Here is a 17,789-nt window from a genome sequence, read left to right on the forward strand (position 1 = left end):
GCTTTCAAGAGTAGCTAACTCCGTGAGCAAGCTTGTTATGATGGCTTTTGCGGTAATGGCTGCCTCTTCGACTGCGTTTGGCGATGACCTTCTGGACTGGTTGCAGGAGGTTACCGAGAATCAGGAGCAGTCAGTGGCAAGTGCGCCCTCGGTGTCAGTCAGGCTGGAGACTCACGAGTCTGGCGAGAACGAGATGTATCCAAAAGCATCCCCTGACGGAAAGTACATGCTGGTTGTTTCAGGAAAGCGGAACAGCCAGATGATTTCCCGCCGGCTGCTGGAGAACGGTGATCCGATCAATGTTGTTACCAGCGACACCCGCGCTTTCAACTCGGCAGGCTGGCATGGCCCTCAGCATGTTACCTTTCTCTCCGACCGTGGTGGAGATCTTGGTGTCTGGCAGGTTGCAGCAAACGGAGAAGGGCCTGTACGACGCCTCTATCGCCTCTCCGGCCAGTTCGTTGATCCGATTGTACTGGAGGGCGGTGGTTTGATTGCTGTGGGGCTGTTGCCTGCTTACGGCAGAGGCTCGGTCAATTCTGGCAATATAAGCAGGGTGGATTTCAACAACTGGAAGATTTCCGGTCATGAAACACGTCTGTTGCATATCAGTGAAGAGGGTGTGGTGAGCACGCTTACCGCAGGTGTAAACCCTTCACTTTCTCCAAACGGTAAAAGTATTGTTTTCTCCATGCAGGCGGGGAAAAGCTGGCATCTGTTTATGGTGAATGTGGATGGATCCAACCTGATTCAGTTGACCAACTCGCGTAGTATTGATGTGCAGCCGACCTGGAGCCCGGATGGAAAGTGGGTTGCTTTCACATCGAACCGTTCCGACTCCGATGGCGATATGTCGAATAAGGAAAACTGGGATATCTGGATGATTCGACGCGATGGTCGGCATCTGACCAGACTGACCTTTAATCCGGCGCATGACGGCGCCCCGGCGATCGGCTCAAACGGCAGGGTCTATTTTCATTCGGACCGTAAAGTGGATAAGCAAGCTCTGGTTGGTCATGGTGTTTCAGGCAGCACGTCAGGGTTTCATATCTGGAGCGCAGCGCTACCTGCGATGGTCGACTAAGGTTTAAGCGTTTATAAAAAAAATCCCCGATTCTTCGGGGCTTTTTTTATGGGGCTAATTGCTCATCTATAGCTTTATGGAGCTGTTGACGCTGACTGTCACTAAGCCTTGCGTCTCCATACCGGGTTTTACGCATCAGTTTGGTGGTTTGGTGAACCAGTCTGAAACTGTTATCGCAATTTCTGCAGTTTTTGCAGATGGCCAGGTGCAGATGAAACTTCAGTCTCTCTAAAATGGAGAGCTTGCGATCAATACTATCCGATGCCAGACGGCTGGCTTGCCTGCACGCGTGTTTCATTTACTAAACCTCTCTCCAAACCAGTTCAGTTCAAGACATTTGCGTAGAGCAAGGCGTGCGCGGTGAAGAATAACATGCAAATTGGTCGCTGAAATATTACAGCTCTTACAAATGGTTTCAGTATCATCTCCACTGATATCACGCAGGCGGAAAATCAGCGCCTGATGTTCGGGCAGTTTGCTTACGCATAAATCAAGAACAGCAGTGAACTGGCCATTTTGACAGAGAGCTTCCGGGTTTTCACTCCAGGCGCCTGGAGCCTGACTCCAGCTGCCATTGTCGTTAAACCATGACGAAGTCGGATCATTCTCAACACGCTGGTTCAGGTTGCGGTCGCGAACCTCTTTGCGGATATAATCAATGATTTTATGTTTGAGAATACCTGTTAACCATGTCCGGACCGTCGATTGACCAGTAAAGCTGGCGTGGCCTTTCCACGCTGCAAGAAGCGTGTCCTGTACCAGGTCTGCAGCCACATCTTCATTTTGAAGCCTGGAGATCGCGTAGCGATAGAGGTAATCGCCGTGCTCAGTTACCCACGCATGAGGATCAGGATTCATCGCTTTACTCTGCCAGAAGTGAAGTGGTCAGCAACCTGCATTCTGGTTTTCAAGCCGATTATTAAACACTTCGCTTGGTCGGATTTTCCGATAGCTTTGTCAGGAAAATGAACTGATCTATAAGGGTGGCTCAAAATGAAACGAGCAGTTGGCGTATTTGATTCGGGTGTTGGAGGGCTTAGCGTTCTTTCACATATCCATCAGATGCTCCCTTCTGAAGATTTGATTTACGTTGCCGATTCGGCCTATATGCCATATGGCTGCAAGTCATCCGAGGTGGTTACTGAACGATGCCTGAAAATCGCCGGCTTCTTTTCAGGCCAAGGGGCAAAGGCGATCGTGGTGGCGTGCAATACTGCGACTGCCGTTGCAGTCCAGGCACTTAGAGAGAGGTGTGATATCCCGGTAATAGGTATGGAGCCACCGGTGAAGCCTGCGGTGAGCCATAGTCGCACCAGAACGGTAGGTATCCTGGCAACAAACGGCACCGTGAGTAGTGACAGGTTCAATACACTGAAATCGCGCTTCGCTGCCGATGCCCGCCTGCTTGTGCAGCCCTGCCCTGGTCTGGTCGAGCGAATCGAGTCGGGAGATCTGACAGGAGATGAAACCCGACAGATGCTTTCCAGATATCTTAAACCACTCATTGAACAGGGTGTCGATACACTGGTGCTGGGCTGCACCCATTACCCGTTTATCATTCCACTGATCAAGCAGATTACAGGCGAGGGAGTAAAAGTTATTGATACCGGCGATGCCATAGCCCGTGAACTGAAACGTCAGTTGCAGCTTAGGGAGGCCCTTGCTGATGTGGGAGAATCTGGCCGGATAGCTTTCTGGAGCAGCGGCAAAGCGACCGCTGCGTTAATCTCGCGCTTGTGGGGAGAGAAAGTCGATGTGGGCTACCTTGACATTTAACTGTTTTATGCTCCCGGGGTTGATCCGGAAAATAATCTCAAACATTTGTAAAAAAAGAACTTTCTTGCTTGTCATGCGTATGTATGCCGCTATTGTTCGCGCCAATTTAGTATATAGGATGTAACAACCATGGCTGCAAAGAATACTGTGACAAAAAAAGAGCTGCTTGAGAAGGCGAGCGGGATCGGTTTGAAGGGCGTAAGCAAATATCGCAAGCCGGAACTGATTCACGCCATTCAGGTTGCAGAGGGAAACTCTCCCTGCTTCGGCAAGATTTCAGATTGCTGGGAGTTCAACTGTCAGTTTGGCGGTGATTGCCAGTCCTGAACAGGAGAAATCAGAATTGATGTAAAATGTGGGTCCATTGTGGCCCACATTTTATTTATGGGCGGTAGGTAACCTTAGCGGTACAGGTTTCTGAAATCTCAATACGAGAAACTCGAATACGGTCGTTATCAAGTCTGGCACTCATCTCATTATAAAGTTCACGGGCTACGTTTTCGCTGGAAGGGTTGATGGTGTCAAATGGAGGGACATCATTCAGGTTGTAATGATCCCATGGATCAAGGGCCGCTTTCAGTTCGGTTTTCATGATTTTGTAATCAATCCCCAGACCAATCTCATCAAGCTCTTTACATTCAACAAAGAGTTTTACGTGCCAGTTGTGTCCATGCAGGCGAGCACAGTCCCCCGGATAACCGCGCAGGCTGTGTGCAGCTGAAAAGTGGGTCTGGATTGAAAGTTCAAACATGATTGCCTATCTCCGGGCGTTGGGCAGAAGCAGTGCAGCTGATACCGTGCGACCCTCTGCAACTAGAATATTGTAGGTTCGGGCTGCAGATCGGCTGTCCATGCACTCAAATCCGACATGAAAACTGGCGACAAAATCGAGCAGCTCGGCTGAGGGAAAGATGGTCTGGCGTCCTGTTCCGAGAATCAATACCTCAGGGGCAGGCTGCAGAAGGGGGGCAAGGTGATCGGTTGACAGCTCACTAAAGCAATCGGGACCCCAGGGCGCTGAAATTTCATTGCCATGGATATAGAGGCCACTCTGATAGGGTCTCTGGTTAATACTGATCTGGTTATCATCATAACCGGTGAACAGCAGCGTTCCTCCAGGAAGCTGAGGAGAGATATCACCCTTCATCGGTCCGATTCCCTATATCTCTTTACAGCGCTATCGATCAGGGCCTGGCTTCCATCTCTTTGATCTCGGATTCGTTGGACTTGAAACGCGCAGAAAGGGAGAGCATGACTGGACTTGCAACATAGATGGATGAGTAGGTTCCGACCAAAATGCCTGCAATAAGAGCAAATGCAAAGTCATGAATCACTTCGCCACCAAGGAAAAAGAGTGCGAGTACCACCAGCAGAGTGGTGAATGAAGTCATGATGGTACGCGACAGTGTCTGGTTAACCGAGTCATTAACAACCTTGTATTCATCCTCCTGATTTTTACGTTTCCTGTTGGCCGCAAAGTTTTCGCGGATGCGGTCAAATACAACGATCGTATCATTGAGGGAATAACCGATAACGGTAAGCAGGGCTGCAATTACCGGCAGGGAGAACTCCTTACCGGTAAGAGCAAACAGTCCCAGTACAATGGTAATGTCGTGCAGCAGGGCTGCATCAGCGCCGAGCGCAAAACGGAACTCGAAACGGAAGGTGACATAGATCAGAATGGCCAGCATGGAGATCAGTACGGCCATAATGCCCGCACGGGTCAACTCTTCACCCACCTGAGGGCCAACGAATTCAATACGCCGCATCTCAATGGCATCAGCACCAAACTTTTCACCAAGCCCATCGAGGATGCCTGTGCTGATGACAGAAGAGTTCTCCTCTTCCTTGTTCTGAACGCGAATAAGGATCTCTTCAGGGGAGCCAAACTCCTGAATCACGGCATTGCCGTAACCCTTTGGAGAAATCGCATCACGCACATCTGCAATAGCCGGAGCCTTGTCGAACCTTACCTCAACAAGTGTTCCGCCAGTGAAATCGATGCCGAAATTCAGTCCTTTAACGGCCAGCGCTCCCAGTGAAGTGAGCATCATAATGGCCGATATGATCAGGGCAATTTTGCGTTTGCCGATAAAGTCGATGTGGAGGTCGGAACGAATCAGTTGCATATCAGTAGCCTCAGATGCTCAGTTTTTCTATGCGTTTACGCTTTGCTGTTGAGAGCGCGATGATGCTACGGGTAACCATGATAGCAGTGAACATTGATGCGATAATACCTACTGACAGGGTCACCGCGAATCCTTTTACAGGACCTGAACCGAACTGGAACAGCACAATGGCAGCGATCAGAGTAGTGATATTTGCATCAACGATGGTGGATAGCGCCTTGTCATAACCACCGTCAATGGCAGCCAGCGGGGTTTTTCCTAGTCGCAACTCCTCACGGATACGCTCAAAGATCAGCACGTTGGCATCTACTGCCATACCAATGGTCAGCACGATACCGGCAATGCCCGGCAGGGTCAGGGTGCCGCCGATAATGCTCATGGCAGCCAGAATAAGCAGCATGTTAAAGGCCAGTGCCACATTGGCGACCATACCGAACATGCGGTAGTAAACGGCCATGAAAATCAGTACAAGGATGGAGCCGATAATGACTGAGTTCATGCCCTGATCGATGGAGTCCTGACCGAGGCTCGGGCCGATCGAACGTTCTTCAACCACTTTCACAGGAGCGGGCAGGGCACCTGCACGCAGAACAATAGCAAGATCATGCGCTTCCTCGGGAGAGAAGCTGCCGGTAATCTGGGCCGATCCGCCTGCAATGCGCTCCCGAATAACCGGGGCTGAGTTGACTACACCTTCGAGGATAATGGCAAAGCGTTCACCCACATGCGCGGCAGTCAGTTTATCGAACTTGCGCGCACCCTTGCTGTTGAATTTCAGCGTTACCGCGTACTCATTAAAGCGGGAGTCGATCGAAACGCGTGCATCGGCGATCTCGTTGCCTGACAGCTCTGTATGTCTTTTCAGCAGATAGGGCTGGCGAAAGCTTTTGCCGTTTCTGGTCTGCTCCGGGCCATACATGATGATATCGCCAGGAGGAATCTGGCCGGAGAGTGCCTTGTCAAGATCACCCTTCTCATCAACCAGCTTGAATTCAAGCTGGGCAGTACGGCCGATCAGCTGCTTGGCATGGGTAGTGTCCTCGTAACCAGGGATCTGGACCAGAATGCGGTGCTCGCCCTGCTTGATGATAACCGGCTCTGTGGTGCCCAGTGCATCAATTCGGCCGCGGATCACTTCGATCGCCTGATCTACTGCAAAGTTCCGAATCTCCTTTGCGGAAGCCTGTTTCAGGTTTAGGACAAAGGTGTTGTCTGCCGGGTTGGTGATATCATAAGTGGAGAAGTTTTCTGCCAGAATCTTTCTGGCTGCATCCACTTCCGTAGCCTCTTTAACCACAACGGTCATGCTGCTGGCTTCGGTGGTAAGGCTGCTGTAACGGATGCGCTCCTTTCGAAGCGCCTGTCTGGCTGTGTCGATATCCTCTTCAACACTGTGGGATACGGCTTTATCCACATCTACATCCAGTACCAGATGGATGCCGCCTTTCAGATCAAGGCCAAGGCTCATCGGGTTGCTCAGTGCGGACGGCCACCAGGATGGAGGTGTGGTGAGATTGGGCAGTGATCCCATCAGGGATACCGCCAGTACGGCCAGAATCAGCCAGTATTTCCAGCGCGGAAAGCTATGCATGGATAATATCCTTACTCTTTATCAGTTTTTTCTTTTACAGGTGCGGTTTCGGCTAGGCCTGCAACAGTGTCGCGTTTGACTGAAATCACAACGCCGTCTGCGATTTCAACTTTCAGGACATCATCTTTTACGGCTGTGATCTTGCCGTAGACGCCACCACCGGTCATCACCTTGTCGCCCTTGCTCAGCGAGTCAACCATGCTGCGGTGATCCTTGAGTTTCTTCTGCTGCGGACGGATGAGCAGGAAGTAAAAGATCACCATAATCAGCAGAAGTGGAATCAGAGAGGCAAAACCGCCGTCTGAGGGAGCCGCTTCGGCGTATGCCGGAGTAATGATGCTCATCGCAGCGGCAGCAGATGCGAAAGAGAAAGTGAAAGCTGTTTTCATGATAGGTAAATCTCCTGAATTCAATGGGCGGTGATTATGCTTCACCGCGGTAGCGTTGTAAAAAGTTGTCACGGAATTCGGGCCAATTCCCCTCAATCAGCGCGTTTCTGGCCCGAGACATGAGATGGCAATAGTAGTGAAGATTGTGCAAAGTATTCAACCTTGAACTTAAAATCTCTTTCGACATGTAAAGATGACGCAGGTAAGCACGGGAAAAGTGTTTGCAGGTATAGCAGTTACACTCTTCCATGATCGGACGTTCGTCTTCGGCATGTTTCAGGTTTTTGATGTTGATCTTGCCGTCATCTGTGAAAATTGTGCCGTTGCGTGCGTTTCTGGTTGGCATCACGCAGTCGAACATGTCGATGCCACGGTCGATGCCCTCGATCAGGTCATCAGGCGTACCTACGCCCATCACATAATGGGGTTTATGCTCAGGGAGGTGTGGGGCGAGGGCATCCATCATCGCCATCATCTCCTTCTTGGGCTCGCCGACAGAGAGGCCGCCGATGGCTATGCCCTCGAAATCGATTGCGGAAATCGCCTTAAGGCTCTCCAGTCGAAGTTCTGGGTACATACCCCCCTGTACGATGCCGAAAAGCGCTTGAGAATCATTTACGGGCAGGTGTTCGCGGCATTCAGCTGCCCAGCGCATGGATAGCTGCATCGAATCGTTAGCTTCGTTCCATGTGGCAGGGTACGGGGTACACTCGTCAAAGGCCATTACGATATCACTACCCAGTTTGCGCTGGATATCCATGCTCTCTTTCGGCCCTAGAAACACTTCCCGCCCGTCGATATGAGAGCGGAACCTTACGCCGTGCTCTTCGATCTTGCGCAACTCTCCCAGCGACCAGACCTGAAAACCACCGGAGTCGGTAAGGATCGGCCGTTCCCATGCCATGAATTTGTGCAGGCCACCCAGACGCTCAACCAGGTCGGCACCAGGCCGCAACATCAAGTGATAGGTATTACCCAGGATAATACTGGCCTTGATATCGTCTGTGAGATCGGCTGGCGTCAGGCTTTTTACGGTTGCCTGGGTTCCGACCGGCATGAATACCGGCGTTTCAACAACGCCATGCGGCAACTCTATGCGGCCTGCACGGGCATAGCTGTTTGCATCTCTGGCAAGGATTTTAAAGGAGAGCGCTGACATGGCAGCGCAGACTGACGTTGTGTCTGTTTCCCAGCAAGCAGCTATTTATCTGGCTCTGTTTGGGTCCTCTGGCGGATGAAGGTCTTTGGCACGCTTGTGCTCTTTACCTCTCTTGCCCAAAGCTCCGACACGGATAGCTAGCAGAACGACTATATAGAGGATGACGCAGGAGAACAGTGTCAAGTCGATCAGCCCCAGAAAGGCATAATGTTCGTCTGTCAGCTCCCTGCCACTTGCATCCATAAGGTGCATCCAGGCGAACTGGCAAAAGAGGATCAGGGCAAACATGCTGGCGAGTTTTGTGGCCTTCATGGTGATAACGAGTACGGCATCGATGCGACGAGCTTCACGTGTGTGATTTTTCCTGAAATAGCTGTGCCAGCTAAATTTACGATGTTCATGTTCAGGTATCTGCTCATTCAGGCGCGGATGAATTACACTGTGGGAGTGGTATATCGCACGTGCCATACCGAAATATATTAGGATGAAAACCACGTAAGCGGTTGTAATGGCGATGGTTCCCCACATCAGGATTGGTAGTGCCGTGTCGGCAAGTTCAGCCAGGGCTATGCCTTCCTGATGGTGTGCTTTTCCCAGCCATATGAAAAAAATGGCAGCAACAGCAAAACTGGCGAACCAGATGATGTTCTGGATGGTTCGGAAGCGGTTAACTCGTGCTCGAACGGCACCGTCTTCATGCTCAAAAATTTTCATTGCGGCAACGGTTTGATCGCTCATATCAACCCCTTTGAATCATACGTATAATAGAATTACGACAAATATCGCCTTATTATATTAGCATGTTCTAATGCGTCAAGTTTTTATCCGTAAGTATATTGGGGGGATTATCCTGTGTGGACATGGCGCTGCACTGCTGCCAACTTTATTGCATGATTGAGTTCCCTGATCCTTCACAGGCCAATGAAGAGGGGTTGCTGGCCGTAGGTGGCAACCTCAACCCTGAAACACTGATGGCGGCATACTCAAAGGGGATTTTCCCCTGGTATGGCGAAGGTCAACCGATTCTATGGTGGTCGCCGGATCCTCGCATGGTTCTTTTTCCTTCTGAATTTCACTGCTCGAGACGATTGGCTCGCCGAATGCGTCAAGGGTCATACACCGTTTCATTCGACAGGGCATTCAGTGATGTGATCAGATTGTGTGCAGAGATTCCCCGTAAAGGCGAGAGCGGCACATGGATTATTCCCGAGATGATCCAGGCTTACTGCGATATGTTTGATTGGGGATATGCGCATTCTGTGGAAGTGTTGGAGGAGGGTGAGTTGATCGGAGGCCTTTACGGTGTGCTTTACAACCGAATCTTCTTTGCCGAGTCGATGTTCAGCCGTAAAACAGATGCCTCCAAGGTGGCATTGGCCGCACTCTGTGAGCGCGCGATACAAGAGGGGTGGAGGCTCATTGATTGCCAGTTTCACACCGGCCATTTACAAAGCCTCGGCGCTCGTGAGATTTCACGGTCTCAGTTCTTGAGTTTGATTGATCCCAGTCGCGATTGATTGTGAATGAGTGTTTCGTCAGAAATGGGATATATTTGCTAGCAAAGGAAATTTTATGAGTCTGAAAAGCAATCGTAACCAGTTAGTTAAAACCGCCGTGCAGGGGAGTGTTGCTCCTGCGCATCAATGGGCGCCGTTTGAAGTAGGGGCGGCAGGCGAAATTTTTGCCTGGCCATCAACCGGAGGCATCACTTATAACGTGAAAATTGGTGATTCAGTATTCGGCTGGGCCGGCGAACATATCGAGCCGGGTGTATCCACAACCATGAGCCACAAAAACAGTAAGGCAGAGGCCGGCTATCAGTTTCTTGCCTGTTGCGGCAATGAGGCAACGGTCATCTCCGGCGCTGCCAAGGGAGAGAAAGGAACCGTGCTCGGCCATCATGGCGGCGTTGAGCATTTGATGCTCGATTTTCCCGATGCTGTACTCGATAAACTGACCTGCGACGATAAATTTCTGATCAAAGGATATGGGCAGGGGTTGAAGCTTATCGATCACCCGGATGTCTATATCTACAGCCTCGATCCCGACGTGCTTGAGAGTTGGGGGCTGATTGAGCGAGAGGATGGCAGGATTGAAGTGCCGGTGAATGTGATTGTGCCAGGCCATGCGATGGGCTCCGGAATAGGAGCACTTTCAGTCACAACAGGCGACTACGATATTATCTGTCACGATGAGGCGACAGTTCGAGAGTATGCTATGGATAAATTGCGTTTCGGCGATTTCGTGGCTGTACTCGATCACGATAACCGTTATGGCCGCACTTACCGTAAGGGTGCAGTTACCATTGGCGTGATTATTCACTCTGATTCCCCTTTGGGTGGCCACGGTCCGGGTATGATGACGTTGATGAGCGCGTGTGATGAAAAGCTGATACCCGTTCTGAATGAAAATGCCAACCTGGGTGCCATTAAGGGTATCGGTCGTTATGCTGTTGAATAACGGGCCCTGCTGATCTGATGCGGGTTGCCTCTATCCAGCTGAACTCAGGACGTGATGTTGATCAGAACCTGAATCGAGTCGACCATCTGCTGGCTGAAGCTGCGCAATTAAGGGCTGAGCTTGCTGTTCTGCCTGAGAATTTCGCCTTCATGGGAGGCAGTGAAGATGATAAGAGAAATGCTGCGGAAGAGCAGGATAACTCTCCAATTATAAAACATCTTTCTGCTCAGGCTAAGAAGCATGGTATGGCGATTATTGGTGGAACCCTTCTTCTTAAGGGTGAAAAAGGTCGGCTTCGGAACAGTTCTCCCGCATTTGATCAGGATGGCAGGCTGCTGGCGGTTTACGACAAGATCCATCTTTTCGATATGGATTATCAAGGTGAGGCTTACCGCGAATCTGCATTGATTGAGCCCGGGAGCAGGAGCGTTGTAGTCGACTTCGACAAATGGCGTATCGGGCTGAGTATCTGTTACGATCTTCGCTTTCCAGAGCTCTATCGCCTGCATGCCAGTGCGGACTGTCATATTCTCTGTAATGTTGCAGCCTTCACTGCGGTGACTGGCTCCGCTCACTGGGAACCGTTGCTTCGGGCTAGGGCAATCGAGAACCAGTGTTATGTGATTGCTTCTGCACAGACTGGTTTGCATGCTGATGGCAGGCAGACATGGGGGCACAGTATGATCATTGATCCCTGGGGTCAGATCATGGTTTCACTTTCCGAAGGGGAGGGGGTGATTACAGCTGACCTTTCACTGGAAGAGGTTCATCGCGTGCGTAAATCCATGCCTGTTCTCCAGCACAGAAGGCTGTAGAGCGTATCGCTGATCGGACTTGAATTGGCTGCCGGCTTGCCGCATTTACGAGCCTGTCAGCCTCTAGCCCTTGCAATATAAGGGATTACATTTCCTATCCACAGAAGCTGTGGATAACTTGGTGGATAACATTACGAAGCACAGTGCTTGATACGCTTTTGGCTGGACTGCCAACGATGTGCCTAATTATTATGCAGAAAAGAAATGCTTTATAAAACAGTATGTTGAAGAGCTATTTAAAAGCTTCTTTTAGCTTGAGGGGCTAATTCTAAAAAGTTCTTAATCCACTTACAGTCGCGGTGGATAAACCTCAACTATAGTACCGGCTTGAGCTGTCTCAGGGCTTCAAACAGTGCGATAGAACAGGCTGAAGAGAGGTTCAGGGAACGAACAGGCGCATCGTTCCGCATCGGTATTTTGATAGGCCTGATCTCATTGCGAATGGCTTCACTTAATCCTCTCGACTCAGGGCCAAACACAAGCACGTCACCAGCTGCATATTTTATATCCCAGTGGGCTGTGCTCCCCTTGGTGGATAGTCCGTACCAGTTGCGATCTGTTCCGATCACCTTGCGTGCCATCTGCCAGTTTTCATGGTGGTGAATGTCAAGGTGGTCCCAGTAGTCCAGCCCCGCCCGTTTCAGGTGTTTATCACTGATTTCGAATCCGAGCGGATGCACCAGGTGCAGTGCACATCCCGTGCAAGCACACAGTCGTGCAATATTACCGGTATTCGGTGGAATCTCAGGCTCGACTAGTACGATATGAATAGGAGGGCTCATCTGACGGCAGAGGCTTAAGCATGTGAGGCCAGGGTGCAATAACTAGGTTGTGTCAGTTTGCTAATCCCTGTCTTTGCCGTCGCCTCTGTCTCTTCCGCCGCCATCGCCATCTTTTCCGTTGCTATTACTGTCGTTCGTCCCTCTGGCCTGTTGAATGGCGTCCTGAGCGGATGTGAAACTGTTGCTTAGTGTGCCGCCGAGAAGGTTGATGGCTACAATGGCGGTGACAGAGATGAGTGCAATCATGACGACATACTCAACCATGGACACTCCATCTTCATGATGAAAATGTGATACTTTCAAAGAAGCCCGGGGCATGGCCTCTTGTACCTCATCTGAACCATTCATCCTTCAGCCTCCTTGCGAAGGAGCGCACATGTATATCTATTTTAGTGCACGGCAGCGGTTATCACAAGATTCGGGACGCCAGCGTCATAGACAGGCATGATTCGCTTAAGCTATTTCAATGGTATCAGCAGTGGTTGTTCAATGGTGCTGTATTTACACATGGAGTGACTTTCAGGAGGTGCCACGATGGCCAGAACGAACTTTAAGTATGAGAAGCGTCAGAAAGAGATCGCCAAGCAGAAGAAGGCTGAAGATAAGCGGTTGCGCAGGCTGGAGAAGCGGAGCGAAACGGATAATGATCCGTCGACTGAACCGCAGGTCGATGTTGTGACAACTGATGACTAACCGCTTTCTCTTTGATCAATTGTTATGCAAGGAGGGCGTTAGCCCGGATATATAATCAAAAAAGGCAGGGTATGACCCCTGCCTTTTATAGAAAGAATAAAACTGAAGAAATCAGTCCAGATGTTCGTCGATGAACTCGGTCAGTTTGGCCTTGTTGACAGCGCCAACCTTGGTTCCCTGAACATTACCGTCGCGGAACAGCATCAGGGTAGGGATGCCGCGAACTCCGTATTTGCCTGGTGTGTTAGGATTATCATCGATGTTGATCTTGGCGATGGTCACCTGACCTTGCTTCTCGGACGCAACTTCGTCCAGAATCGGGGCAATCTGTTTGCACGGGCCGCACCATGGAGCCCAGAAGTCTACGACGACCGGGCCGCCTGCTTTAAGTACATCGGCATCAAAGCTATCGTCGCTGACATGAATAATTAAATCTGAAGACATTTGCTTTCCTCTTTGATTTTGGAATGCACGAAACGTTAGTCCTGGGGGGTAAGAGCGTCAACCATGTCCGAACATGAACAACTGGAACAGATCATTCGGGAGCGTATCGGTGAGGCAGGGAATTTCCTCACTTTCGACCGTTTTATGCAGGCAGCACTTTACGAACCCGGGCTGGGGTACTACGAGTCGAAAACCGTATTTGGTGAAAAAGGGGATTTTGTCACGGCTCCAGAACTGGGCCCCTGGCTCTCTCTGGGTTTTGCCGATCTGATCTTCTGGGCATGGAATGAGCTTGGTCAGCCTGCCGAATGGACTTTGCTGGAACAGGGCTCCGGTTCAGGTAAGCTGCTCGCTTCTGTTCTAGACATTATTTCCCAGTTTTCGATGCTTTCCCCCTCGTCGATAATATCGGTGGAACGTAGTGCCCAGCTGAGGAACCGGCAGGCTGAGCTTTTTGCCGAACGAAATTTGGTTGTTGATATCAGCTCTACTCTTGATGAAGTAGAGCCCCGCGAAAATATTATTGTCTTCAGTAATGAGCTTCCCGATGCATTTCCTGTACGCTGTTTCCGCTGGCGGGATGGCCACTTTTATGAGCGTGGCGTTACATGTTCCGAAAATGGATTTGCATGGAAGGATGGCGACAGCCCACTTGTCGATGGACCGGATATTTCTCCAGAATTGATCAATGCGTGGCAGGATGGGTATGTCAGCGAGTGGAATCCGAGTCTTGAAGGCTGGCAGAAACAGCTATCAGGTATAGTGATCAGCGGCTTTGTCTTTACCAACGACTACGGTTACTCACAGCAGGAGTACTATCGACAGGGAAGGCGTGAAGGCTCGCTTCTGGCCCATATCGGCCAACAGGCCAGTGAGGACGTATTGAGTGATCCCGGTAGTCGTGATGTTACTGCCCATGTTGATTTCACCGCTCTGGCTCTGGCAGGTAAAACGGTTGGTTTTTCACCGTTGCTCTGGATGTCGCAGGGTGGCTGGCTGGCGCAGTCACCATCGGTGCAGGCTTTTGTGCAGTCGCTGGCATGTCAGAATGATGCGACCAGTATGCATCTGATGGCACATGCGAAACGGGTTTTAATGCCGTACGGCATGGGCGAAGTGTTCAAGGTTCTGGTACAGAGCAAGGGATTCCAGGCGGATCGGCCCGACTACCTGAAACAGTTCCATCACCTCGATCTTCTCAGGCTATGATTGTCGAAGGAGTGACCTGCGAGGGGGTTGCAGGCCCATTATTGCCGGGAGGAGAAGCTGTCGTTCGGATAGAGGGGAGTACACTGCTGGTGGTCAATGCAGTGCCGGGAGATCACTTGAAACTGCGTGTGGCCGGTAAACGGAGAGGCGTGTTCCGAGGCGAGATCGATGCAGTAGTGAAACCGTCATCCGACCGTATTGAGCCGCCATGTGGTGTGGCTTCTATCTGTGGTGGCTGTGCGTTGCAGTATCTTTCTGGCGAGAATCAGGCTTTGCTGAAGTCCGGCTGGGTAAAGGATGCTTTTTCACAGTTGATGGATGATAAATGTAACTGGATACCGTCCCTGTTCCATAAGGATTGGTGCCGCAGACGTGTCCGCTGGTTCGTTGGCTCTGACAGTGATGGCAGGTTTCTCGGGTTTTACAGGCCGACAAGCCATGAACCGGTTCGCCAAAGCAAATGTATGGTCGTATCAGATGAATTGAATCTGCTGCGTAGCCTGATCGAGCAGTCATTGATAACGGATGAGCTGCATGCAGTTCAGGCGCTGCAACTCGATGATGGAATTCATGTCATACTCGAAGCTGCTTCCAGGCCGACAGCGATAGAGGTGGCCGGTATTGATAACACTCCTCTACAGTGGTGGTGGCGCGATAAAGCAGGCATTACCCGTCCTCTGAAGAAGCCTGTTGTCCAGTTTCATGATCTGCTGCCGGCAGGCGATCGCGATATCTCCCTCGCAGTTGGCCCCGATAGCTTTGTACAGGGGCAGATGGAGGGAAACAGAGAGTTGATTGCCCAGATTATTGCATGGGCCGGATCGGTTGACAGGGTTGCCGACCTATTTTGCGGTATCGGCAATCTATCTCTTCCACTGGCCGTGGCTACCGGTGCAACTGTTGTTGGTGCGGAGTTGAATGAGGCAAGTGTGCGGGCAGCGGCCGCGAATGCAAAAAACCTTTCTGTTAATGCCAGTTTTGAAGTCGCCAACCTGTTTGAGGAGTTTTCTCTTGAGCCATACATTGGTGCTGATCTGTTGATTCTCGATCCCCCAAGGCGTGGCGCCAAGAGAATCTGTAGCCGCATCTCGCAACTAATGCCGGAGAAGATTATTATGATTTCGTGTGATGTCGCTGCAGGCGCGCGCGATGGTCTGCTGCTGCAGGAGCAGGGGTACCGTATGTCTGCATTGCGGGCGCTCGATCTGTTTCCCGGGGCTGGCCATGTGGAAGCCATGAGCCTTTGGGTAAGAGGGTAGATGTAATGGTGAGTGCCTGTTCATCTTGTCCTGCGAAATCATGAACCACTCTGGGCGGTGATGATGGGAGGTGTGATCAGACTGATTGTGTTGGCTCTGCTTGTCGTCGGCTGCCAACCCGTAGACTCTAATCGCAATACTCTCCATGTCGGCCTTGCGCAGACGCCGATTACAGTTGATTCCCGTTTTGCCACTGATGCAGCTTCGGTTCGGATACAGGACTTCCTGCATCGCGGCCTTGTAAAGCTTGATGAATCTTTCAATGTCGAGGGGGATTTGGCAGAAAGCTGGGTTCATCCTACTCCTCTGTTGTGGAAATTCAGGCTAAGGCAGGGTGAAACCTTCAGCGATGGCAGCGAGGTGAAGGCGAGGGATGTAGCGGCCACACTACAGGCTGTGATCGATCCGGCCTTGGCGAGCCCGCGCATGGCAGAGTATTCAGCTATTGAGCGTATCGAAGTTGAGGATGACTACAACCTCACTATTTATCTCTCCAGAGCGGATGCCTCGCTTCTGACGCGACTTAACCTCGGTATTCTTCCAGCGACGATCGCCTCGGGTCCGCATAATGCCCGTCACACGATTGGATGCGGCGCGTACCGGCTTACCGCGTGGGGTGAAAGCGGTATAACACTGCAACGAAGGGGTGAAGGCGGCAGCGTTACCGCGATCCGTTTCAGTTGTGTAAAAGATCCGGTGACACGTGTACTGAAGCTGACACGCGGGGAACTCGACTTCGTTCAGAATGATCTGCCGCCGCACCTGCTTCCCTATATTGGCGAGCAGCGACAGCTGACCATGCTGACACGGCCCTCCACTACTTTTTCATATATCGGAATAAATCTGCAGGACGGTCTGCTCGGTGATGTGCGAGTCAGACGCGCCCTGGCGCTGGCATTGGATCGGGACAAACTGAAAAACGCTCTCTTCTCCGGCCTTCCTGATCTTGCCAACAGCGTGTTAAGCAGGGAGCACTGGGCTTCAGCCTCTTTACCCCCGATTCCGTTTGATCCCGTACGCGCTGAGCAACTACTCGACGAGGCGGGATTTCCACGTAATCAGGACGGGGTTCGATTTTCGCTTAATTATCGTACAAGTACCGATCCGACACGCCTGCGTCTGGCCACAGCCATTGCTGCCATGTGGCAGAAAGTAGGTATCAATGTATCTATCGAGTCGCTTGAGTGGGGTGGCTTCTATGCCCGCATCAAGCGTGGGGACTTCCAGCTGTTTTCACTCTCCTGGGTAGGCATCACCGATCCTGATATCTACCGCTCGATCCTGCACAGCCAGATGTGGCCGCCCAAGGGGGCAAATCGTGGCCGCTATCGCAATGATGATGTTGACCGGTGGCTGGATCAGGCGGCCGTGGTTGAAGCGCAGAAAGAGCGTAAGGCGCTCTATGCCAAAGTTCAGAAGCAGATGCTGGAGGATATGGTCTATATACCACTCTGGTATGAGCCGGTTATTGCCGTTTCCGGGCCGCGGGTTCATGGCTTTAAGCCGATGCCGGATGGCAACCTGCGAGCCCTGATGGATATTAAATTCATTCAGGAGAACAGGTAATATGTTCAGCTTTCACCATGTCGCACTCAGCGTCCGGGAATTAGGGCCGTCAATTGCGTTTTACGAAATCTTCGGCTTTGAGCCCGTGTTCCGCTGGCAGTCGGATGACGGGGAGCTCTCTATTGTGCATCTGAAACAGGGGGAGGTGCTTCTCGAACTATTCCGCTTCAGGACTCCTGTTGATGCGCCTCACACCTCACATGAGCTTTCCACTGATCTGCCCCGAATCGGCATGAAACATTTTGGTCTCAAAAGTGAAGATATCGATATCGCTGCAGCTCATCTGATGAAGCTGGGGTTGGTTGAGCACATTGAGATTGTAGAGGGCAGGACCGGGATCCGTTATTTTTTCGTCAAGGACCCTTCCGGCCTCATGGTTGAAGTCGTTGAGGATAACCGGAAATTGTAGTTTTCCGCATCGACATTTGAGCGC

General features: G+C 51.2%; 23 protein-coding genes. 11 read left to right on the top strand and 12 right to left on the bottom strand.

All coding sequences use genetic code 11. The features are described 5' to 3' along the window. Nucleotides 1-22: 22 nt before the first annotated feature. Nucleotides 23-1,084, top strand: a complete 1,062-nt coding sequence (locus Ga0123462_RS03875) for a TolB family protein (RefSeq protein ID WP_198507391.1) — start codon at nucleotides 23-25, stop codon at nucleotides 1,082-1,084. Between the two features lie 46 nt (nucleotides 1,085-1,130). Here Ga0123462_RS03875 and Ga0123462_RS11585 read toward each other — a convergent pair whose 3' ends face one another. Both Ga0123462_RS11585 and Ga0123462_RS03885 read right to left on the bottom strand, forming a co-directional pair. After that, nucleotides 1,131-1,382, bottom strand: a complete 252-nt coding sequence (locus Ga0123462_RS11585; RefSeq protein WP_100265091.1) for a zf-HC2 domain-containing protein — start codon at nucleotides 1,380-1,382, stop codon at nucleotides 1,131-1,133. Further along, nucleotides 1,379-1,942, bottom strand: a complete 564-nt coding sequence (locus tag Ga0123462_RS03885) for a sigma-70 family RNA polymerase sigma factor (protein ID WP_100265092.1) — start codon at nucleotides 1,940-1,942, stop codon at nucleotides 1,379-1,381. The genes Ga0123462_RS11585 and Ga0123462_RS03885 overlap by 4 nt, the downstream gene beginning before the upstream one ends. A gap of 135 nt (nucleotides 1,943-2,077) precedes the next feature. On the opposite strand from Ga0123462_RS03885, the gene murI reads away from it, so the two are divergent. Together murI and Ga0123462_RS03895 are read left to right on the top strand one after the other, a co-directional pair. Then, a complete protein-coding gene (murI, locus tag Ga0123462_RS03890; RefSeq protein ID WP_100265093.1) occupies nucleotides 2,078-2,860 on the top strand; it encodes a glutamate racemase in 783 nt (260 codons plus the stop codon). Between the two features lie 129 nt (nucleotides 2,861-2,989). Continuing rightward, nucleotides 2,990-3,187 carry a Rho termination factor N-terminal domain-containing protein gene (locus tag Ga0123462_RS03895; RefSeq protein WP_100265094.1) on the top strand — a complete coding sequence of 66 codons (198 nt, stop codon included), beginning with the start codon at nucleotides 2,990-2,992 and terminating at the stop codon, nucleotides 3,185-3,187. A gap of 55 nt (nucleotides 3,188-3,242) precedes the next feature. On the opposite strand, the gene queD is transcribed toward Ga0123462_RS03895, so the two are convergent. Genes queD through Ga0123462_RS03930 form a run of 7 tightly spaced genes read right to left on the bottom strand, consistent with a single transcriptional unit; the run spans nucleotide 3,243 to nucleotide 8,866 of the window. After that, entirely contained in the window at nucleotides 3,243-3,611 is a 369-nt protein-coding gene (gene queD, locus Ga0123462_RS03900; protein WP_100265095.1) for a 6-carboxytetrahydropterin synthase QueD, read from the bottom strand. Between the two features lie 6 nt (nucleotides 3,612-3,617). Next, a complete protein-coding gene (locus Ga0123462_RS03905; protein WP_100265096.1) occupies nucleotides 3,618-4,007 on the bottom strand; it encodes an Mth938-like domain-containing protein in 390 nt (129 codons plus the stop codon). 37 nt (nucleotides 4,008-4,044) lie between these two features. Then, nucleotides 4,045-4,989, bottom strand: coding sequence for a protein translocase subunit SecF (secF, locus tag Ga0123462_RS03910; protein ID WP_100265097.1), 945 nt, complete (start codon nucleotides 4,987-4,989; stop codon nucleotides 4,045-4,047). A 10-nt stretch (nucleotides 4,990-4,999) separates the two neighbouring features. Beyond that, nucleotides 5,000-6,580 (bottom strand): protein translocase subunit SecD, encoded by a 1,581-nt coding sequence (secD, locus tag Ga0123462_RS03915; RefSeq protein ID WP_100265098.1) that lies wholly within the window; start codon nucleotides 6,578-6,580, stop codon nucleotides 5,000-5,002. Nucleotides 6,581-6,591: 11 nt separating this feature from the next. Next, complete coding sequence (gene yajC, locus Ga0123462_RS03920) at nucleotides 6,592-6,969, bottom strand: preprotein translocase subunit YajC (RefSeq protein ID WP_100265099.1); 378 nt, start codon at nucleotides 6,967-6,969, stop codon at nucleotides 6,592-6,594. A gap of 34 nt (nucleotides 6,970-7,003) precedes the next feature. After that, entirely contained in the window at nucleotides 7,004-8,128 is a 1,125-nt protein-coding gene (gene tgt / locus Ga0123462_RS03925) for a tRNA guanosine(34) transglycosylase Tgt (RefSeq protein ID WP_100265100.1), read from the bottom strand. 45 nt (nucleotides 8,129-8,173) lie between these two features. After that, nucleotides 8,174-8,866 (bottom strand): hypothetical protein, encoded by a 693-nt coding sequence (locus Ga0123462_RS03930; protein ID WP_100265101.1) that lies wholly within the window; start codon nucleotides 8,864-8,866, stop codon nucleotides 8,174-8,176. A 152-nt stretch (nucleotides 8,867-9,018) separates the two neighbouring features. On the opposite strand from Ga0123462_RS03930, the gene aat reads away from it, so the two are divergent. Genes aat through Ga0123462_RS03945 form a run of 3 tightly spaced genes read left to right on the top strand, consistent with a single transcriptional unit; the run spans nucleotide 9,019 to nucleotide 11,403 of the window. Next, on the top strand, nucleotides 9,019-9,645 hold the full coding sequence (gene aat / locus Ga0123462_RS03935; RefSeq protein WP_100265102.1) for a leucyl/phenylalanyl-tRNA--protein transferase: 627 nt from the start codon (nucleotides 9,019-9,021) through the stop codon (nucleotides 9,643-9,645). Between the two features lie 55 nt (nucleotides 9,646-9,700). Beyond that, entirely contained in the window at nucleotides 9,701-10,588 is an 888-nt protein-coding gene (locus tag Ga0123462_RS03940) for a DUF4438 domain-containing protein (protein WP_100265103.1), read from the top strand. A gap of 17 nt (nucleotides 10,589-10,605) precedes the next feature. Next, entirely contained in the window at nucleotides 10,606-11,403 is a 798-nt protein-coding gene (locus Ga0123462_RS03945) for a carbon-nitrogen hydrolase family protein (protein WP_100265104.1), read from the top strand. Nucleotides 11,404-11,717: 314 nt separating this feature from the next. On the opposite strand, the gene Ga0123462_RS03950 is transcribed toward Ga0123462_RS03945, so the two are convergent. Both Ga0123462_RS03950 and Ga0123462_RS03955 read right to left on the bottom strand, forming a co-directional pair. After that, entirely contained in the window at nucleotides 11,718-12,185 is a 468-nt protein-coding gene (locus Ga0123462_RS03950; protein WP_100265105.1) for a tRNA (cytidine(34)-2'-O)-methyltransferase, read from the bottom strand. A gap of 60 nt (nucleotides 12,186-12,245) precedes the next feature. Then, nucleotides 12,246-12,533: a Flp family type IVb pilin gene (locus tag Ga0123462_RS03955; RefSeq protein ID WP_100265106.1), complete on the bottom strand. Its 288-nt coding sequence runs from the start codon at nucleotides 12,531-12,533 to the stop codon at nucleotides 12,246-12,248. 186 nt (nucleotides 12,534-12,719) lie between these two features. On the opposite strand from Ga0123462_RS03955, the gene Ga0123462_RS11465 reads away from it, so the two are divergent. Further along, entirely contained in the window at nucleotides 12,720-12,878 is a 159-nt protein-coding gene (locus Ga0123462_RS11465) for a hypothetical protein (RefSeq protein ID WP_198507392.1), read from the top strand. 111 nt (nucleotides 12,879-12,989) lie between these two features. Here the strand turns inward: Ga0123462_RS11465 and trxA are convergent, their stop codons facing one another. Then, nucleotides 12,990-13,322, bottom strand: a complete 333-nt coding sequence (gene trxA, locus Ga0123462_RS03960; RefSeq protein WP_100265107.1) for a thioredoxin TrxA — start codon at nucleotides 13,320-13,322, stop codon at nucleotides 12,990-12,992. Between the two features lie 63 nt (nucleotides 13,323-13,385). Here trxA and Ga0123462_RS03965 point away from each other — a divergent pair, with 63 nt between their 5' ends. The 4 genes from Ga0123462_RS03965 (at nucleotide 13,386) to Ga0123462_RS03980 (ending at nucleotide 17,765) form a co-directional block, all read left to right on the top strand. Then, a complete protein-coding gene (locus Ga0123462_RS03965) occupies nucleotides 13,386-14,531 on the top strand; it encodes a class I SAM-dependent methyltransferase (RefSeq protein ID WP_100265108.1) in 1,146 nt (381 codons plus the stop codon). Further along, a complete protein-coding gene (locus tag Ga0123462_RS03970) occupies nucleotides 14,528-15,790 on the top strand; it encodes a class I SAM-dependent RNA methyltransferase (RefSeq protein ID WP_232726604.1) in 1,263 nt (420 codons plus the stop codon). The genes Ga0123462_RS03965 and Ga0123462_RS03970 overlap by 4 nt, the downstream gene beginning before the upstream one ends. Nucleotides 15,791-15,862: 72 nt before the next feature. Further along, nucleotides 15,863-17,356 (top strand): ABC transporter substrate-binding protein, encoded by a 1,494-nt coding sequence (locus tag Ga0123462_RS03975; protein WP_232726606.1) that lies wholly within the window; start codon nucleotides 15,863-15,865, stop codon nucleotides 17,354-17,356. A gap of 1 nt (nucleotide 17,357) precedes the next feature. Then, nucleotides 17,358-17,765, top strand: coding sequence for a VOC family protein (locus Ga0123462_RS03980; protein ID WP_100265109.1), 408 nt, complete (start codon nucleotides 17,358-17,360; stop codon nucleotides 17,763-17,765). Nucleotides 17,766-17,789: the final 24 nt, after the last annotated feature.

Origin of the sequence: Mariprofundus ferrinatatus, from assembly GCF_002795825.1 — a bacterium.
GTDB lineage: Bacteria > Pseudomonadota > Zetaproteobacteria > Mariprofundales > Mariprofundaceae > Mariprofundus > Mariprofundus ferrinatatus.

What these genes read in the sequence shown, in the direction of transcription:
- Ga0123462_RS03940 (WP_100265103.1), top strand. Translation starts at nt 9,701, where the DNA reads ATGAGTCTGAAAAGCAATCGTAACCAGTTAGTTAAAACCGCCGTGCAG.
- Ga0123462_RS11585 (WP_100265091.1), bottom strand. Translation starts at nt 1,382, where the DNA reads ATGAAACACGCGTGCAGGCAAGCCAGCCGTCTGGCATCGGATAGTATT.
- Ga0123462_RS03930 (WP_100265101.1), bottom strand. Translation starts at nt 8,866, where the DNA reads ATGAGCGATCAAACCGTTGCCGCAATGAAAATTTTTGAGCATGAAGAC.
- Ga0123462_RS03965 (WP_100265108.1), top strand. Translation starts at nt 13,386, where the DNA reads ATGTCCGAACATGAACAACTGGAACAGATCATTCGGGAGCGTATCGGT.
- secD (WP_100265098.1), bottom strand. Translation starts at nt 6,580, where the DNA reads ATGCATAGCTTTCCGCGCTGGAAATACTGGCTGATTCTGGCCGTACTG.
- Ga0123462_RS03980 (WP_100265109.1), top strand. Translation starts at nt 17,358, where the DNA reads ATGTTCAGCTTTCACCATGTCGCACTCAGCGTCCGGGAATTAGGGCCG.
- secF (WP_100265097.1), bottom strand. Translation starts at nt 4,989, where the DNA reads ATGCAACTGATTCGTTCCGACCTCCACATCGACTTTATCGGCAAACGC.
- murI (WP_100265093.1), top strand. Translation starts at nt 2,078, where the DNA reads ATGAAACGAGCAGTTGGCGTATTTGATTCGGGTGTTGGAGGGCTTAGC.
- queD (WP_100265095.1), bottom strand. Translation starts at nt 3,611, where the DNA reads ATGTTTGAACTTTCAATCCAGACCCACTTTTCAGCTGCACACAGCCTG.
- aat (WP_100265102.1), top strand. Translation starts at nt 9,019, where the DNA reads ATGATTGAGTTCCCTGATCCTTCACAGGCCAATGAAGAGGGGTTGCTG.
- tgt (WP_100265100.1), bottom strand. Translation starts at nt 8,128, where the DNA reads ATGTCAGCGCTCTCCTTTAAAATCCTTGCCAGAGATGCAAACAGCTAT.
- Ga0123462_RS03905 (WP_100265096.1), bottom strand. Translation starts at nt 4,007, where the DNA reads ATGAAGGGTGATATCTCTCCTCAGCTTCCTGGAGGAACGCTGCTGTTC.
- trxA (WP_100265107.1), bottom strand. Translation starts at nt 13,322, where the DNA reads ATGTCTTCAGATTTAATTATTCATGTCAGCGACGATAGCTTTGATGCC.
- Ga0123462_RS03970 (WP_232726604.1), top strand. Translation starts at nt 14,528, where the DNA reads ATGATTGTCGAAGGAGTGACCTGCGAGGGGGTTGCAGGCCCATTATTG.
- Ga0123462_RS03945 (WP_100265104.1), top strand. Translation starts at nt 10,606, where the DNA reads ATGCGGGTTGCCTCTATCCAGCTGAACTCAGGACGTGATGTTGATCAG.
- Ga0123462_RS11465 (WP_198507392.1), top strand. Translation starts at nt 12,720, where the DNA reads ATGGCCAGAACGAACTTTAAGTATGAGAAGCGTCAGAAAGAGATCGCC.
- yajC (WP_100265099.1), bottom strand. Translation starts at nt 6,969, where the DNA reads ATGAAAACAGCTTTCACTTTCTCTTTCGCATCTGCTGCCGCTGCGATG.
- Ga0123462_RS03895 (WP_100265094.1), top strand. Translation starts at nt 2,990, where the DNA reads ATGGCTGCAAAGAATACTGTGACAAAAAAAGAGCTGCTTGAGAAGGCG.
- Ga0123462_RS03950 (WP_100265105.1), bottom strand. Translation starts at nt 12,185, where the DNA reads ATGAGCCCTCCTATTCATATCGTACTAGTCGAGCCTGAGATTCCACCG.
- Ga0123462_RS03955 (WP_100265106.1), bottom strand. Translation starts at nt 12,533, where the DNA reads ATGAATGGTTCAGATGAGGTACAAGAGGCCATGCCCCGGGCTTCTTTG.
- Ga0123462_RS03885 (WP_100265092.1), bottom strand. Translation starts at nt 1,942, where the DNA reads ATGAATCCTGATCCTCATGCGTGGGTAACTGAGCACGGCGATTACCTC.